Below are 17,344 nucleotides of genomic sequence, written 5' to 3' on the forward strand. Positions count from 1 at the left end.
CATTTGAAAGGGAGAGACCTGATGAGTAGTCGTCCACGTGACTAGTTTACTGCTCAGCAGTTTCCCAGTGCTCTCGAGAGGTGATTCTGACGAATTGCCTATCCTATTACGACAGAAGGTGATGCGTTCGAACGAGGTTATGTAATTAAGCTACAGATGCAGAGTCCTAACTCTAGTCTGTATGCCGAGCTACGGCTTATTACATGATTATTTATAGGTATTTTATTAAATGACCATTACTGAAAATTATGAAATTTCCAGAAAGCAGTAAGTTTACTTACATTATCGGTAATAACGGATCAGGAAAAAGTCGCTCGTTAGAAGAAAACGCGCAACGACTTTGTGATACGCGGAAAGTCGTAGTTATCGCCTCGGGTGTATCCGACAAGTTTAAGTTTCGATCCCAGGTTAGGGCGACGGCCAACGGATACTACCGTTATTTAGGAAATCGCACTGTTGGAAACGGTACACACAATGGTACTCTCGCTGCAAATTCAGTATTACTTTATCTGTCTGTCCTTAATGCAGAACTAAGTGTCGAATTCGACAAGTTTCTTGAGTTGATTGATTTTGACAGAAAAGTTGGTATTGGTTATAAAAAGAAGAAGAACTCTACTACGAAGCCATTCGAAACCCAAGAGTTGACAAAAAAATTTGTATCGTTGAATGCAGAAACGATTTATGCGAAAGAACGGCCTTTTGAGATTATTTTTTATAAAAGTGGCGTACCATATACTTTTTCTGCGTTGAGTTCCGGAGAGCAGTACATTATTACAACGGCCCTGAAGGTAGTTGCTTCAATCGAAGACAGTGTTTGCTACTTTATTGATGAGCCGGAAGTTAGCTTGCATGTTGAGTGGCAAATCAAGTGGCCAGAATTATTTCATTCGTTACTGTCCTTGAGAAGTGGGGTTGGCTGTTATATAGCTACTCATTCACCAGTAATTATTTCTAGTGCGCTCAAGGCTGGTGCTGATTGTTATAGTTTGTTAAATGGCACTCTTTTTAAAATTTCAAGTCAAGAATTTAATGTTGAGCGGATCCTGTTTAAAAGTTTTAATACGCTCACCCCGGATAATAAATATGTCTTTGAGGAGCTTGCTGCGATTGTCACTCGTGTAGTTGACCACCTAAGTGGAGAAGGTCTAGATGACTCCGAGGAAGGGTTGGCCCCTTTTGAGCCCCTTACATCTGTTGAGAGGTTTAGGGAAGAACTCAAGTACGCATCTCACACTGAAGAGGATAACGAGTTTATTCAGAGTACGTTGGAAGATTTTGAAATGGCTATCAGGGATTTAGTCGCGATGCCAAAACGTGATGGGCTGCATGCGAGTCCGTCGGATGATAAAGAATGAAGCTTTTGATTATTATTAATAAATTGTATTCACAGAAGGCGAAGCGTAAAGAAGCAATAAAAATGGCTTTCAAGTATTACCGTGAGTCGCTTGCAGGTACACACAACTTGTGGAGCACTCTTTATAATGATGGGGCCGTTGGAAAACGAATATACTATGCGGTCACTGAATATGTGCATGGGCTATCAGATCGTTGCGGATATTGTCAGGATAGAATTTTTCACAATAAAAACTCAAATATCGATCATATACTGCCGGCCTCTATCTATCCGCAATTTACATTTGTTGAAGATAACCTTGTTCGGGTTTGCGTGACATGTAATATGCTTAAGGCTGCGCTTGATTTTTATGTAATATCTGCGCCCTTTGCAAAAAATTATCACCAGTACTCAGGGGCGTGGGGATGTTTTCATCCGCGTCATGATTCGTTTGCTGATCACGTTGAGCGTTTAGTTGTTCAGACAAATCATTTGTACTTTCGTGCCTATTTGGGTAAGACGCCCGCAGGTATAAAACTTTGCTCTTCACTTTTACAAGAAGTTAGCGAGTTTGAGGTGAAGGCGACAGCAAATCCCGTGGTCGCTCTAGCTGCTCAAAAGCTAGGTCAGTATGTTCAGTCAAATCGTAATGCCAATTCCGATACCGTCAAGAAGTTGCTGCAGACGTTAGTGGCAAATATTTGAAAATTTTTTAGTCAGAATTTGTTGTCTGAAAAAATTGCTTAAGGATTTGTTGGAGGTAGCCTTTGAGGTTTACTTGATAGGTCGCTAGTCTCGCTGAAAGATCGATACAGTCATCGAGAGGTCGGGTAATACCGATATGGTATCAAAAGCATTTGCTCCCCTAGAACCATGTGGAAGGCCTAACGTTAAGAAGGAACTCAGTTAGTAGCAGTGGCACCATCAAGGGAAGGACATTGAATATCTTTACGGACTGGCTATCCGATCTTGAGTTTTCTCGACTGGTACATTCTGGAATCCTCAGTGGAGGCTTGACACTGGCCAGGCCCCCCCGTTAAGCGCGGGGACAAAGCCGTAAGGGAGGAGCGCTTATCTGGCAGTACGTCTGAGCAGTATGGAACGATCAGACAGTTGTATCTGCCCTGGACGCAGCAACGATTGGCATTTCGTACTGGATTTGTTCAAGCTACGTCGAGCCGAAGTCCGACCCGGACAGATCGAAGCGCTGATCTGCAAATCGACTTAAGCGCGAGGCACGATGCTGGTATCTGATAGTCCAAGTTCGAGAAGATCGAAAGTTGCCATTTTCGGCCTTCCGCAGAAGCGCCTCAGAGTTCTGCTCCTCGTTGGACTGAGCTTAGGTTTTGCTGAATCAGCTCAATGACTCGTTTATCCAAGACCCAGTCGAGTCCAGATTTTTGTTGAGCATCCTCAGATGTGTCGTAGGAAACTCGCACCAAAAACAGCAGGGGGCCGGCTCGAAAAGTTAGCAGAAGCAGTAAAGTACGCGCCTCAGTTTTGAATCGATGAAGCAGTTTCTACTGGATCAGTATTTATCAGCTACAACACCAAGATACAGACGCTCAGTCATGGTCGCTGGTGGAGTGTCCCCGGTGTAGAACGCGAGCTGCTGCCTATATAATCAACATGGCATATTTCATGGTTTTTTGATACCTATCATTGGTAATCCACTAATAATAAAAGACTTTTGTTGCTTGTTGATAATAGAGTGGGAATGATCCTGCGCTAGCAGGTGAATGCTGAACAACAAAACCCCGGCCTGGTGCCGGGGTTTTGTTTTTCTTGAGTTTGTCCTCGAAGGCAGCGGTTCGGGGCTGCCTCAGAACGCGTACTTGGTCGTCAACATAAAGTTCCGCGGCGCCCCGTACGAGCCACTGCGAAAGTTCTCGTCCAGCGAGCTGATGTATTTCTTGTCGAACAGGTTGTTCAGCGTACCGGTGGCCGACCACTGCGGCGTCAGTTGGTAGCGGGCCATCAGGTTCACGGTGGCGTAGTCGCCTTGCTTGACCTTGGTCGAGGCCGGCAGTTGCCAATTGCTTACCGTCATGTGAATGCCGCTTTGCCAGTTCACGCCGCCGCCGACGGTCAGGCGGTCCAGCTCGCCGGGCAGGCGGTAGGTGGTCCAGACCTTCATCATGTCGGCCGGGATGATGGTTTTGACGCGCTCGTTATCGGCGTCCTTGACCACGCTGTGGCTGTAGCTGGCGTTGAGGTTCCAGTCCGGCAGCAGTTCGCCGCTGGCTTCCATGTCGATGCCGCGGGTCTTGGTCTTTTTCGCCGCATAGGCGGTGACGAGGTCGTTGCCGGCCACTGTGCCATCGGCAATCGCGTCGTTCTCCAGGTCCACTTCGAACAACGCAATGGCCGTGTTCAGGCGGCCGTTGTAGTAGTCACTCTTCAAACCGATCTCGTAGTTATCGCCTTCACGCGGGTCCAGCAAATGGCCGCTGGTGTTGCGGTACGCCTGTGGCTTGAAGATGCTGGTGTAGCTGGCGTAGACCGAGTGGTTGGGCGTGAGGTCATACACCACGCCGGCATAGGGCGTGACCTTGCCGTTGATGCGCACGGTGTCGTCGGTGTTGTACGGCTGCAGGCTGGCGACGTGGTAATGAAACAGCGCGTCGTAGCGGTAGTTGCTGACGCGGGCGCCGAGGATCACCGAGAGGTCGTCGACCGGCTTCAAGCGCGTCGCCAGGTAGGCGCCGTTTTGCCATTGGTCGATGTCGTCGTCTTCGCGGTTGAAGTTATAGGTCGCGTTGGGCGCGTAGTTATTCCAGCTGTAGATATTCACCGGCTTGCCGCTGACGCCATTGTTGTTGCTGCCGTCGGCCATCAGGTTGCCGTAGCCGTTGCGGCGGTTTTCGTAGCTCTGGTAGTTGAAGCCCATCACCAGTTCATGTTCCCGGCCCAGCAGTTGGTAGGGGCCGGAGAGCATCACGTCGAGGCCCTGTTGTTTCTGGGTGTTGTCACCTTTGGTCGCGGTGTAGCTCAGGCCGTTGCCGGTTTGCGCGTTGACGAAACCGGTGGTGGTGCCGACGGTGATCGAATCGTAGTCCCGGGTGCCGTACATGGAGTTGGCGGAGACCTTCAAGCTCCAGTCGTGATCGAGTTTGTGCTCGATGGAGGCGAAGGCATTTACCGATTCCTGGCGGTTGGTGCTGTCGCGGCTGGCCGGGTTGTCGCTGCGTGAGGTGCTCAGGCGATTGCCCTTGTTGTCCAGCAGTGGCAGCCCGGTGGTGGAGAAACCACGCGGGTCGTTGTTGAGGTATTCGGCACCGACCGTCAACAAGGTGTTATCGCTCAGGTCGGCTTCCATCACGGCGTAGACGATGGTTTTTTCCGTCTGCAGGTGATCGGTAAAGCTGTTGCCTTGGGAATAGGCCGCCACCGCTCGCCCGCGTAGGTTGCCGGTAGGCGTCAACGGGCCGGAGACGTCGACTTCACTGCGATATTGATCCCACGAGCCAAGGCCTGCACTGACGTAACCCTGGAAAGTCGCGGTGGGTTTCTTGCGGATCATGTTGACTGTGCCGGAAGGATCGCCCGTGCCCGACAGCAAACCGGAAGCGCCGCGCAGCACTTCGATGTGGTCGTAGATCGCCATATCCGACAGCGCCTGCGGCAACGCCTGGCTGAACGCAAATGAGGTGGTGGGCATGCCGTCGTATTGGTAGTTGTCGATGGCCAGGCCACGGGAGAACACATACAGCCGGTCGCTGCCGGGACTTTGCACGTTGATCCCCGCAGTCTGTTCCAGCACCGCGCCGATGCTGTTGAGGTTCTGGTCGTCGATGCGTTGGCGGGTCATGACGCTGACCGACTGCGGTGTTTCTTTCAGGCTCAGGTTCAGCTTGGTCGCCGTGCTGGTGGACCCGGTGGTGTAGGAACCGCTGTTCTCGCTGATCGCCCCCAAGCCCAGGCCGGAGATGGTGGTGGCGCCCAATTGCAGTGCGTCACCCTTGGCAGCCGGCACCAGCACATAGGCACCGTTGGCCTGGCGCTGCGCTTGCAGGCCACTGCCGGCGAGCAGGCGTGCCAGGCCTTCGTCGATGCTGTAAGTGCCGGTCAGCCCCGGCGTGGTCATGCCTTGGGTCTGCTCGACGCTGAACGACAACGTGACATTCGCCGCCGTGGCAAACAGGCTCAGGGCCGCGCCGAGCGACCCTGCATTGATCTGGTAGGCATGGCTCTGGTTTTGCGCCAGTGCGTGGGTCGGTGCCAGGCTCAAGGCCGAAAAGACACCGAGCGCCACCGCCAGGTGAACGGCGTGGGCGAGCGGCCGGGCGGCGTTGAGGGTGAATCGTGACATACAGGTTTCCTTCCGTTGGCAGGGCAGGGGAGCAGTCGTGATCGCTGCTTTCCTGTACATGGCCGAACGAAAATTGGAATCGGCAACCCTTGATGGGAATTATTCGCAAAAAACTTCAGGCGGCTTCGACGCTGGCCCAATAGCGCGTGACGAAACGCACGCTCACCGGCAGCGACTGGCTGAGGTTTTCCAGGATGGTATCGGTGTCATCGATGCGGAACGCGCCACTCAGACGCAGGTTGGCAATCGCTGGTGCGCAGCGCAGCACGCCCGGGCGATAGCGGCTGAGTTCGGCGATAAAGTCCGCCAGGCGCCAGTCGATCACCGTCAGCATGCCTTGGCTCCAGGCGCCGGCGCCCGGCGGGGCGAGGGTTGCGGCGCTGATCTGGTCGCGGTCGAAATGGGCCTGCTGGCCAGCATCCAGGCGCAGCACGCGTGACGGATGATTCAACGGGCGCAGCTCTACGGCTTTATCCAGCACGCACACGTCGGTGACGGTCGGCCCGCAGCGCACGATAAAGCGGGTGCCCAGCGCGCGTACGCTGCCTTGGGGCGCCTCGACGATAAACGGGCGGCTGTCGCGGGCGGTCTCCACGAGGATCTCGCCGCGATGCAGGCGGATCAGGCGCAGTTCGGCGTTGAAGGCAATGTCGATGGCGCTGTCGGTATTGAGGTCCAACTGGCTGCCGTCGTCCAGGCGCAGGTGGCGACGCTGGCCGGTGGCGGTGCGTTGATCGGCCAGCATCGCCGGGTACGGCAGGTGCCCGGCGGCCAGCCAGCCACTGCCGCTCACCGCCAGCAACAGGCCAAGGGTCTTGAGCACTGCGCGGCGGCGCGCCTTGACCCCGGCCAGGGTGGACAGGGAAACATCGGCCGGTAGCCTGGCCCACTGGCTTTGCAATTTTTCCACGCGGGCCCAGGCCCGTGCGTGCTGTGGGTTGGCCGCCAGCCACTGACGCCAGGCCTGGTGGTCGGCCTCGGTCGGCGGCGTGCTGTTGAGGCGCACATACCAGGTGGCAGCGGCTTCGAGGGTGGGCAGGTCCAAGGGCGTGGCCATCAGTCTTCCGTCAGCAGCAGGCAGTGGGTCATGGCACGGATCACGTGTTTCTTGACGGTGGTCACCGAGACGCCGAGGCGTTCGCCGGTGGCCACATAACTCAAGCCCTCCAACTGCACGGCAAGGAAGATCTGCCGTGTGCGCTCGCCGAGGCCGTCGAGCATGCTGTCGATCGCCACCAGGGTTTCCAGGATCATCAGGCGTGTTTCGGGTGAGATATCCAGCGGCTCCGCACGCAAGGCCAGGGCTTCGAGGTAGGCCTGCTCAAGGGCGCGTCGGCGGAACTTGTCGATCATCAGCGCGCGGGCAATGGCGCTCAGATAGGTGCGCGGCTCGCGGATTTGTTCGACATCACGGGAGGTCAACAGGCGTACGAAAGTATCCTGGGCCAGGTCCGCCGCATCGCTGGCGTTACCCATACGGGCGCGCAACCAGCTTTTCAGCCAGCCATTGTGTTCGCTGTACAGCACGTGCAGGGCGCAAGGATCGGGAGCGGGCATGAGCGGCAAAACCAATGGTTCAATTGATAATGAATCGCATTGTCTGGCCCGCGATGGATTTGCGCAAGATCATTCCCGAGGGAACGCCGTCAGCGCCGCGCAATATCCGAAAAGTAAAACTTATCCAACGTATGCCGCGACTCGGTGTATTCAAACTGCCGGCCATCCTGCAAAAACGTCTGGTTACTCACCACGATCACATGGCTTTGCCCTTCGAGGTCAAGGTGCGCCTGGTCGTCCTTGCTGCGGGGCAGGGCTTCGATGGTGCGTTGGGCGTAGGCGATTTGCAGTTGCAGGGTCTGTTCGATAAACGCGTAGATCGACTGCTCGGCAATCTCGCGGTCCAGCCCCGGAATCAGCTCGGCGACGAAGTGGTTGATGTCGAGGATCACCCGTTTGCCGCCAATACGCCGCACCCGTTTGATGCGGGTAATCAGGGTGCCCGGCTCGGCTTCGATATGTTGCTGCAATGAGCCTTCCAGGGGGAATTGGCTAAATTCGACCACTTCGGTGCGTACGTCATCGCCCAGGTCGGCGTGGGTTTCGTAGAAGCTGACGATGCCGCCCAGTTGGAACTCGATGGGGTTGGGCGACAACACGAAGGTGCCCTTGCCGTGGATCTTTTGCGCGAACCCACGCTCCTGCAATTGCTCGATGGCCCGGCGCACGGTGCCACGGCTGGCCTGGTAGCTGTGCATCAGTTCGGTTTCGGAGGGAAGGCGCGTGCCGCGTTGCAGGCGTTCGGTGGTGATGCTGGCAAGCAGATCCGTGTAGATCTGGTTGTATTTGCTCATGGGGATGGCTCTGTGCCTTTGCGTTCAGGCAGGAACCTTAGTGGCATGGGTGGGGTTTGTCCATTCGACCTACAGTCAGTCGGGTCCTACACGGAATAAACTTTTTCAAACTCGTCTGTACGAGTTATTGCTTTAACTCGTACAGACGAGTACTTTTGCCCACGGCGTGCTGCCAATGACTGCCCCCAAATAAAAAAATCAAAGTGGAAACCAAGCATGAGCCACGACTATTCGAATATTGCCCGCGAGATCCTCGAACACCTCGGCGGCAGCGACAACCTTGAGCAAGCCGCCCACTGCGTGACGCGCCTGCGCCTGGCGCTCAAGGACCCGAGCCTGGTCAACAGCAGCGCGCTGAACCAGGTCGACCTGGTCAAGGGCTCGTTCTTTACCGGCGGCCTATTCCAGGTAGTCATCGGCCCCGGCGAAGTGGAAAAGGTCTACGCCGCCCTGCGCGAACAGACCGGCCTCGCCGCCGCCACCATCGCCGATGTGAAGAAGAAGGGCGCCGACAAGACCAACGCCATGCAGCGCCTGGTGCGGGTATTTTCCGACGTGTTCATGCCGATCCTGCCCGCGCTGATCATCGCCGGCCTGTTGATGGGCGTGAACAACCTGATGGGCGCCAAGGGCATGTTCATCGAGGGCCAGACGCTGCTGGAGGCGTACCCGAACCTCGACGGCCTGTGGAGCCTGATCAACCTGATGGCCAACACCTCGTTTGTGTTCCTGCCGGCGCTGGTGGGCTGGTCGGCGGCCAAGCGGTTTGGCGGCAGTGAAATCCTCGGCATCGTGCTCGGCCTGATGCTGGTGCACCCGGACCTGCTCAACGCCTGGAACTACGGCAAGGCGGTCGCCGGCCTCGACGGCCAGAGCCTGCCGTACTTCGATATCTTCGGCTGGTTCAAGATCGAAAAAGTCGGCTACCAGGGGCAGATCCTGCCGATCCTGATGGCCGCCTATGTGATGAGCGTCATCGAAAAATGGCTGCGGGCGCGGGTGCCCAATGCGATCCAGCTGCTGGTCGTGCCCATCACCACCATCGTCGTCACCGGCGTGCTGGCGCTGGCGATCATCGGCCCGGTGACCCGTCACCTCGGCATCCTGATCACCGAAGGCGTGGTCACCTTGTTCGACCTGGCGCCAATGGTCGGCGGGGCAATTTTCGGCCTGCTGTATGCGCCGCTGGTGATCACCGGCATGCACCACATGTTCCTCGCCGTGGACCTGCAACTCATCGCCACCCAGGGCGGCACCTTTATCTGGCCGATGATCGTCATGTCCAACCTGGCCCAGGGCAGCGCCGCGCTCGGGGTGTTCTACATGACCCGCAATGCGCGGGACAAAAGCATGGCGTCCACCTCGGCGATTTCCGCGTATTTCGGCATCACTGAACCGGCGATGTTCGGGGTGAATTTGCGCTTCAAGTTTCCGTTCTATGCCGCGCTGCTGGGCTCGGCGCTGGGCAGTATTTTCTTGTCGCTGAACAAGGTGCAGGCGTCGGCCATTGGTGTCGGTGGCTTGCCTGGGTTTATCTCGATCATTCCGCAGTACATCCCGAGTTTTGTGATCGGGATGGTGATTGCGATCGTGGTGCCGTTTGTTTTGACCTGTGGGTTGAGCATGAAGATTGTTCGGCCTGGGTACAGGGTTGCCTGAATTACCGCTATCGCAGGCAAGCCAGCTCCCACCTTTGAATGTGTTCACAAATCAAAAATGTGGGAGCTGGCTTGCCTGCGATGAGGCCCGCAAAGCCAGTACACAACTCTACTGAAGGAATCCCCATGCAAAACTGGCAACACTCGGTGATCTACCAGATCTACCCCAAAAGCTTCCACAGCCACGCGGGTAACGCCACCGGTGACTTGCTGGGCATCGTGGACAAACTCGACTACCTGCAATGGCTGGGCGTCGATTGCCTGTGGATCACCCCGTTCCTGCGCTCGCCGCAGCGCGACAACGGCTACGACATCAGCGACTACTACGCCATCGACCCCAGCTACGGCACCATGGCCGACTGCGATTTGCTGATCAGCGAAGCCTCCAAGCGCGGCATCAAGCTGATGCTCGACATCGTGGTCAACCACACCTCCATCGAACACGAGTGGTTCCAGCAGGCGCGCAGCAGCCTCGACAACCCGTACCGCGACTTCTACATCTGGCGCGACCAGCCCAATAACTGGGAATCCAAGTTCGGCGGTTCGGCCTGGGAATACGAGGCGCAAACCGGCCAGTATTTCCTGCACCTGTTTGACCACACCCAGGCCGACCTCAATTGGGACAACCCCAAGGTGCGCGCCGAAGTGTTCAAGCTGATGCGCTTCTGGCGTGACAAGGGCGTCGGCGGTTTCCGCCTGGACGTGATCAACCTGATCTCCAAACCCGCCGATTTCCCCGAAGACCACAGCGACGGCCGGCGCTTCTACACCGACGGCCCCAACGTGCATGAATACCTGCAGGAAATGCACCGCGAAGTCTTCGAAGGCCACGACCTGATCAACGTCGGCGAGATGTCGTCCACCAGCCTGGAACACTGCATTCGTTATTCGAATCCAGCGTCGAAAGAGCTGTCGATGACCTTCAACTTTCATCACCTGAAAGTCGATTATCCGAACCTGCAAAAGTGGGTGAAAGCCGACTTCGATTTCCTCCAGCTCAAGCAGATCTTTTCCGACTGGCAATTGGGCATGCAGGCCGGCGGCGGCTGGAACGCGTTGTTCTGGTGCAACCACGACCAGCCGCGCGTGGTCTCGCGCTTTGGCGACGACGGCGAGCATCGCGTGGTCTCGGCCAAGATGCTCGCCACCGCGCTGCACTTCCTCCAGGGCACGCCGTATGTGTACCAGGGCGAAGAGTTGGGCATGACCAACCCGGGCTTCGACCGCATCGAGCAGTACCGCGATGTGGAGACCCTGAATATCTTCCGCCTCAAGCGCGATGCCGGTGAGTCCGAAGCGTCGAGCATGGCGGCGATCATGCAGAAATCGCGAGATAACGGGCGTACGCCGATGCAGTGGAATGCCGGGGCGAATGCGGGTTTCAGCAGTGGTGAGCCGTGGATTGGTATCCCGGCGAACGCGGCGCAGATCAACGTCGAAAGCCAGCTGGATGACCCGGATTCAGTGCTGCATCACTACCGCGCGCTGATCGCCTTGCGTCGCCATGAACCGCTGATCCAGGCCGGTGTTTACCGCCAACTGCTGCCAGATCACCTCCAGGTCTGGGCCTACCTGCGCGAAGGTCACGGCGAGCGCCTGCTGGTGCTGAACAACTTCTACGGCACACCTTGCGAAATCCAGCTGCCCGCTGACGTGATCAACGCGACGAGCGAGCAACGCCTGCTGATCAGCAACTACCCCGACTGCCCGCAGCAAACCGCGACGGTGGTGTTGCGCCCCTACGAATCGTTTGTGCTGCACCTCAAGGATTGAGGCCCGTTGTACCCCCGTGTGGGAGCACGGGGCGCTGCAAAAACCATAATAAAAAGACTGGAGTGCTTCATGAAAACAACAATAAAGCTGGGCCTCGTTGCATCCTGTCTGAGCTTGCCCTTTGGCGCTCAGGCCCTGGAATTTGCCGGTTACTTGCGCAGTGGCGCGGGGACGTCAACGGGCAGCGGCCCGCAGCAATGTTTCCAGTTGCCGGGGGCGCAATCCAAATACCGCCTGGGCAACGAATGTGAGCAATACGCCGAGCTGGAATTGCGCCAGGACCTGCTGACCCTCGACGACGGCTCGGTGCTCAGCGTTGATGCGATGGCATCGCTGTACAACAAGTACGACCGCGAGCTGAAGTTCCAGGGCGAGAACAACGGCTCGGCGCGCATGCCGCAGATGTATGCGCAGTGGTCCAACCTGCCCAGCCTCAACGGCGGCTCGATCTGGGCCGGGCGGCGTTACTACAAGCGTAACGACATCCATATCTCCGACTTCTACTACTGGAACCAGAGCGCCACGGGCGGCGGTATCGAGGACGTGCTCATCGGCGATCTCAAGTACAGCTACGCGATCTCGCGCAAGGACAACCTGTACCAGAAGGAATACGCCACCCGTCACGACTTCAACGTCGCGGGCTTCAAGACCAACCCCGGTGGCGAGCTGGAGCTGGGTTTGAGCTACATCGAAAAAGCCGGCGGGCGCGACACCAACAGCGGTTGGGCGATCACGGCGCAGCACGTGCAAAAACCCTTCCTTGGTGGCAAGAACAAGTTCGCCTTGCAATACGGCGAAGGCCCCGGCACCGGGCTCGGTTACACCGGCAATACGTTTTTGGATAACAGCAGCAAGAGTTACCGCGCCGTGGAGTTTTTCGACTGGCAGGTGACCCCGCGTTTTGGCGGGCAGATCGAGGCGGTGTACCAGAAGGATATTCGCCCAGGTAGCCAGGACCAGACCTGGATGTCGGTCGGCGTGCGCCCGGCGTATGCCATCAGCGAGCAGTTCAAGCTGGTCACTGAGCTTGGCCATGATCAGGTCGATGCCAGCGGCGGTACGCGCAAGCTGAGCAAATTTACCTTTGCGCCGACCTGGTCGCCCAAAGGCCCGGATTTCTGGGCGCGCCCGGAAGTGCGTTTGTACTACACCTATGCAACCTGGAACGAAGCGGCCAAGCGCGCGGCGAATGAGCTGGCGGCGGGTTCGGCGTTGTCTGATACGGGTTCGTACGGTACGGCGCGGCATGGGTCGAATTTTGGTGTGCAGGTCGAATACTGGTGGAAGTAACGCGGCTTCAAGTGAATGAGCTTTATGTGGGAGCCGGGCAAGCCCGGCTCCCACAGGGGCCCTCGCTGAATCTGAAATATGTTTCCACCCAATGATGTTTACAGAACAAAACAACAGGTGAAGTCATGACCACAACTCAACCCCTGGAACTGCTGGCACCGTTGTCCGGTGTACTGCTGGCGCTGGACTCGGTGCCCGACCCGGTATTCTCCAGCCGCCTGATCGGCGACGGCCTGTGCATCGACCCGACCTCGCAGACCCTCTGCGCGCCGTTGGCCGGGGTGATCAGCAATATCCAGGACAGTGGGCATGCCGTCAGCATCACCAACGAGCACGGCGTGCAGGTGTTGCTGCATATCGGCCTGGACACCGTGAACCTCGCCGGCAAAGGCTTCACCCGCTTGGTGCAGGAAGGCCAGCAGGTGGAGGCCGGGCAAGCGCTGATCGAATTTGATGCCGACTACGTGGCGCTGCATGCCCGCAGTTTGCTGACCCTGATGCTGGTAGTCAGCGGCGAGCCGTTCACCTTGCTGGCCAATGGTCTGGTCGAGGTGGGCCAGCCATTGATGCACTTATCCCCAGGCGCGCCGGTTGGCGCAGTGGACGAGGAGGAGGGCGATGCACTGTTTTCCAAACCGCTGACGCTGCCCAACGCCAACGGCCTGCACGCACGCCCGGCGGCGGTGTTGGCCCAGGCGGCGAAAGGCTTCAACGCGAGCATCTACCTGCACAAGCAAACCCAGAGCGCCAACGCCAAGTCGCTGGTGGCGATCATGGCGCTGCAAACCGTGCATGGCGACACCCTGCAAGTGAGCGCAGCGGGAGCGGATGCCGATGCTGCGATCAAGGCATTGGTGGCGTTGTTGGCTGACGGTTGCGGCGAGACGGTCGCGGCACCGGCTGAAGTGATTGAGCCGGTGTTGTCGTCGACGTTGTTGCGCGGCGTGTGTGCGTCGCCGGGCTCGGCGTTTGGCCAGGTGGTGCAAGTGACCGAGCCCGCGTTGAACATCACGGAACCGGGCAGCGGGGAGGCGGCCGAGCGTGGCGCTTTGCAGCGCGGCCTGCTGGCGGCAAGCGAAGCGCTGCAAGCCTTGCAAGACAAGGCCAGCGGCAGCGCCCAGGCGCAGATTTTTCGCGCCCACCAGGAGTTGCTCGAAGACCCGACCTTACTCGAACACGCCCACGACCTGCTGGCGCAAGGCAAGAGCGCCGCCTTTGCCTGGAACAGCGCCACGCTCGCCACCGTCAAACTGTTCCAGGGCCTGGGCAATGCACTGATCGCCGAACGTGCGGCGGACTTGGCCGATGTCGGCCAGCGCGTGCTCAAGCTGATCCTGGGTATTCAAGACAGCGCCTGGGACTTGCCGGAGCGGGCGATCCTGATCGCCGAACAACTCACACCATCGCAAACCGCCAGTCTCGATACCCGCAAGGTCCTGGGTTTTGTCACCGTCGGTGGCGGGGCCACCAGCCATGTCGCGATCCTCGCCCGTGCCCTGGGTTTGCCGGCGATTTGCGGTGTGCCGGTGCAGGTGTTGGCACTGGCCAATGGCAAGCAAGTGCTGCTGGACGCCGACAAAGGCGAACTGCACCTGGACCCGGACCTGGCGGAAATCGAACAGCTGGAAACGGCGCGTCAACAGCACATCCTGCGACGTCAGCGCGAGGTGGCGCAGGCGGCTTTACCGGCAACCACGCGCGATGGTCATCACGTCGACGTCAGTGCCAACGTTGCCTCGCTGCAAGAAGTCGAGCAGTCGTTGACCCTGGGCGGCGAGGGCGTCGGCCTGCTGCGCTCCGAATTCCTCTACCTGGACCGCAATCGCGCGCCAAGTCCTGAAGAACAAGCGGAGACCTACACCGAGATCGCCCGTGCCCTGGGCAGTGAGCGCAACTTGGTGGTGCGAACCCTGGACGTCGGCGGTGACAAGCCGCTGGCCTATGTGCCGATGGAGGCCGAGACCAATCCCTTCCTTGGTCTGCGCGGCATTCGCCTGTGCCTGGAACGCCCGCAGCTGTTGCGCGAACAATTCCGCGCGATCCTCGCCAGCGCCGGGTTTGCGCGCCTACACATCATGCTGCCGATGGTCAGCCTGCTGTCCGAGCTGCACCAGGCGCGCACGATTCTTCAAGAAGAAGCGCTGGCGCTCGGGCTCACCGAGCTGCCAAAGCTGGGCATCATGATCGAGGTACCGTCCGCCGCCCTGATGGCAGATGTGTTTGCGCCCCATGTGGATTTCTTCTCCATCGGCACCAATGACCTGACCCAATACACCCTGGCGATGGACCGCGACCACCCGCGCCTGGCCAGCCAGGCCGACAGTTTCCACCCGGCGGTGCTGCGCCTGATCGCCACCACGGTCAAGGCCGCCCATGCCCACGGCAAGTGGGTCGGTGTGTGTGGCGCGTTGGCCTCCGAAGCGCTGGCGGTGCCGGTATTGCTCGGGCTGGGGGTGGATGAGTTGTCGGTCAGCGTGCCGTTGATCCCCACCATCAAGGCCACCGTGCGCGAGCTGGACCTGGCCGACTGCCAGATCATCGCCCGCCAGGTGCTGGGCCTGGAAGAAGCCGCGCAAGTGCGTGAAGCGTTGCGCCAGTATCACGCGGCTACCGTTGAAACCTCACCTGTCGTGGAGCTTTGAGCATGTTCGAGAAATTGCAGCGGGCGTTCTGGAAAGCCCTGACGCCGGATCTGGTGGCCGAGACGGCGGCAACGCCGGCGTTGTTGTCGGCCGAGGTGCTGAAGGCATTGGGTGGCGCGGATAACCTCAAGTCGCAGCAGCGCGTGGCGCTGACGCGGGTGAGGGTGCAGTTGCAGGATGCGACTCGATTGGACGAGCAGGCGTTGAAGGCAGCTGGTGTGCCGGGGGTGATGGTGCTGACGGGTGGCGTGGTGCATCTGCTCACCGGTCTCTAAGCCCAATGAAGATCAAACTGTGGGAGCGGGCTTGCCCGCGATAGCGGTGGATCAGACAGCTCATGTGGCGACTGACCCACCGCTATCGCAGGCAAGCCAGCTCCCACACAAGCCCGCTCCCACATGGGTTCGGTGATGTTCTTAGAGTTTCGGATTGTCTTCGGGCGGCTTGGTTTTATCCACACCCGGCACATGCAGATTGCCTTCGACCACCTGGTTGCCTTCCAACTGCGGCTGGGTCACCCAGGTCAAAATGTCGTAGTAGCGCCGGATGTTCGCCACAAAATGCACCGGCTCACCACCACGGGCATAGCCGTAGCGGGTCTTGCTGTACCACTGCTTCTGCGACAGGCGCGGCAGCATCTTCTTCACATCCAGCCACTTGTTCGGGTTCAAGCCTTCGCGCTTGGCCAGGGTGCGTGCATCGTCAAGGTGGCCGCCGCCGACGTTGTAGGCCGCGAGCGCGAACCAGGTGCGATCCGGCTCGGCGATGCTGTCATCGAGTTCACTTTTGATCCGGGCCAGGTACTTGGCGCCACCCATGATGCTTTGCTTGGGGTCCAGGCGATTGGACACACCCATGGCCTGGGCGGTGTTCTGGGTCAGCATCATCAGGCCACGCACGCCGGTCTTGGAGGTGACCGCCGGTTGCCACAGCGATTCCTGATAGCCGATGGCGGCCAACAAGCGCCAATCGACCTTTTCTTCCTTGGCGTAGGCGCGGAAGTGCTTCTCGTACTTGGGCAGGCGCTGCTGCAAATGCTGGGCGAAGGTGTAGGCGCCTACATAACCGAGTACATCAACGTGCCCGTAATAGCGATCTTTCAGACGCTGCAAGGTGCCGTTTTTCTCGACCTTGTCCAGGTAACTGTTGATTTCGTTGAGTAGGCTGTTGTCTTCACCGGCGGCCACGGCCCAGCTCTGGTTGCTGGCGTTGCCGAGGTCGAACGCCACGCGCACGTTGGGGAAGTACACCTGGTTCATCGCCACTTCGTTGGAGTCCACCAGGGTCAGGTCGATTTGCCCCTCGTCCACCATGCGCAGCAGGTCGACCACCTCAACGGCGTCGGACTCTTCGTATTCAATCGCAGGATTCTGCTGTTTAAGCGCCGCCAGTTGTTCGGCGTGGGTGCTGCCCTTGAGCACCATGATCTTCTTGCCCACCAGGTCGGCCGCGTTCGTCGGGCGGGACTGGCCATTGCGGTAGATGATCTGCGGGGTCACTTCAAGGTAAGGATGGGAGAAACGTACCTGCTGCTGGCGCTGCTCGCTGCTGACCAAGCCAGCGGCAGCCAGCACCGGGCCGTTGGTCTTGCCCAACTGGCCGAACAGGTCATCGAGGTTGTCGGCGGTCTCGATCTCCAGCTTGACGCCCAGGTCATCGGCAAAGCGCTTGACCAGTTCGTATTCGAAACCGGTTTCACCGTTGCGGTCCTGGAAATAAGTCGCCGGGCTGTTCCGGGTAATCACCCGCAATACGCCATCCTCCTTGATTCGCTCAAGCGTGCTGGGTTTATCAACACAGGCGCTGAGCAGCAGGAAGAGTCCGGTTGCGAAGAGCCATTTGGCACATCGCGGGCGCAAAGCAGTTGGGGAGAACATCTGCGCAGTATACGCAAACGGCCCACGGCGCCATATCTCGACAGCGTGGGCGTTGTCTGCTAGTGGCCGCCAAAGCGTGCTGCAGCCCGCAGAAATGCGGGTTGGCGG

The 17,344-nt window shown here is 58.4% G+C and carries 12 protein-coding genes; 7 read left to right on the forward strand and 5 right to left on the reverse strand.

The genetic code is table 11. The features are described from left to right. Window positions 1-248 precede the first annotated feature (248 nt). Window positions 249-1,355 (forward strand): AAA family ATPase, encoded by a 1,107-nt coding sequence (locus ACU688_RS00315; RefSeq protein WP_448183262.1) that lies wholly within the window; start codon window positions 249-251, stop codon window positions 1,353-1,355. Continuing rightward, a complete protein-coding gene (locus ACU688_RS00320; protein WP_448183263.1) occupies window positions 1,352-2,038 on the forward strand; it encodes an HNH endonuclease in 687 nt (228 codons plus the stop codon). The genes ACU688_RS00315 and ACU688_RS00320 overlap by 4 nt, the downstream gene beginning before the upstream one ends. A gap of 1,117 nt (window positions 2,039-3,155) precedes the next feature. Here ACU688_RS00320 and ACU688_RS00325 read toward each other — a convergent pair. From ACU688_RS00325 to treR, 4 genes are all read right to left on the reverse strand, one after another. After that, window positions 3,156-5,645, reverse strand: a complete 2,490-nt coding sequence (locus ACU688_RS00325; protein ID WP_448183264.1) for a TonB-dependent siderophore receptor — start codon at window positions 5,643-5,645, stop codon at window positions 3,156-3,158. A gap of 115 nt (window positions 5,646-5,760) precedes the next feature. Then, the gene (locus ACU688_RS00330) at window positions 5,761-6,702 is read right to left on the reverse strand and encodes a FecR domain-containing protein (protein ID WP_448183265.1); all 942 of its coding nucleotides are present in this window, start codon (window positions 6,700-6,702) and stop codon (window positions 5,761-5,763) included. Continuing rightward, window positions 6,702-7,202 carry a sigma-70 family RNA polymerase sigma factor gene (locus ACU688_RS00335; protein WP_448183266.1) on the reverse strand — a complete coding sequence of 167 codons (501 nt, stop codon included), beginning with the start codon at window positions 7,200-7,202 and terminating at the stop codon, window positions 6,702-6,704. Before ACU688_RS00335 ends, ACU688_RS00330 begins: the two co-directional genes overlap by 1 nt. Window positions 7,203-7,291: 89 nt before the next feature. Next, window positions 7,292-7,996, reverse strand: coding sequence for a trehalose operon repressor (gene treR, locus ACU688_RS00340; RefSeq protein ID WP_448183267.1), 705 nt, complete (start codon window positions 7,994-7,996; stop codon window positions 7,292-7,294). Between the two features lie 216 nt (window positions 7,997-8,212). Between treR and treP the strand changes: the two genes are divergently transcribed. The 5 genes from treP (at window position 8,213) to ACU688_RS00365 (ending at window position 15,634) form a co-directional block, all read left to right on the forward strand. Beyond that, on the forward strand, window positions 8,213-9,655 hold the full coding sequence (gene treP / locus ACU688_RS00345; protein ID WP_448183268.1) for a PTS system trehalose-specific EIIBC component: 1,443 nt from the start codon (window positions 8,213-8,215) through the stop codon (window positions 9,653-9,655). Window positions 9,656-9,780: 125 nt separating this feature from the next. Next, window positions 9,781-11,427, forward strand: coding sequence for an alpha,alpha-phosphotrehalase (treC, locus tag ACU688_RS00350; protein WP_448183269.1), 1,647 nt, complete (start codon window positions 9,781-9,783; stop codon window positions 11,425-11,427). 69 nt (window positions 11,428-11,496) lie between these two features. Then, on the forward strand, window positions 11,497-12,717 hold the full coding sequence (locus ACU688_RS00355) for a maltoporin (protein ID WP_448183270.1): 1,221 nt from the start codon (window positions 11,497-11,499) through the stop codon (window positions 12,715-12,717). A 125-nt stretch (window positions 12,718-12,842) separates the two neighbouring features. Next, window positions 12,843-15,359 (forward strand): phosphoenolpyruvate--protein phosphotransferase, encoded by a 2,517-nt coding sequence (gene ptsP / locus ACU688_RS00360; RefSeq protein WP_448183271.1) that lies wholly within the window; start codon window positions 12,843-12,845, stop codon window positions 15,357-15,359. Window positions 15,360-15,361: 2 nt separating this feature from the next. Next, window positions 15,362-15,634 (forward strand): PTS sugar transporter subunit IIB, encoded by a 273-nt coding sequence (locus tag ACU688_RS00365; RefSeq protein ID WP_448183272.1) that lies wholly within the window; start codon window positions 15,362-15,364, stop codon window positions 15,632-15,634. Between the two features lie 141 nt (window positions 15,635-15,775). Here ACU688_RS00365 and mltF read toward each other — a convergent pair whose 3' ends face one another. Then, the gene (mltF, locus tag ACU688_RS00370; RefSeq protein ID WP_207040563.1) at window positions 15,776-17,236 is read right to left on the reverse strand and encodes a membrane-bound lytic murein transglycosylase MltF; all 1,461 of its coding nucleotides are present in this window, start codon (window positions 17,234-17,236) and stop codon (window positions 15,776-15,778) included. Between the last annotated feature and the right edge of the window lie 108 nt (window positions 17,237-17,344).

This window comes from Pseudomonas acericola (SeqCode) (assembly GCF_053456465.1).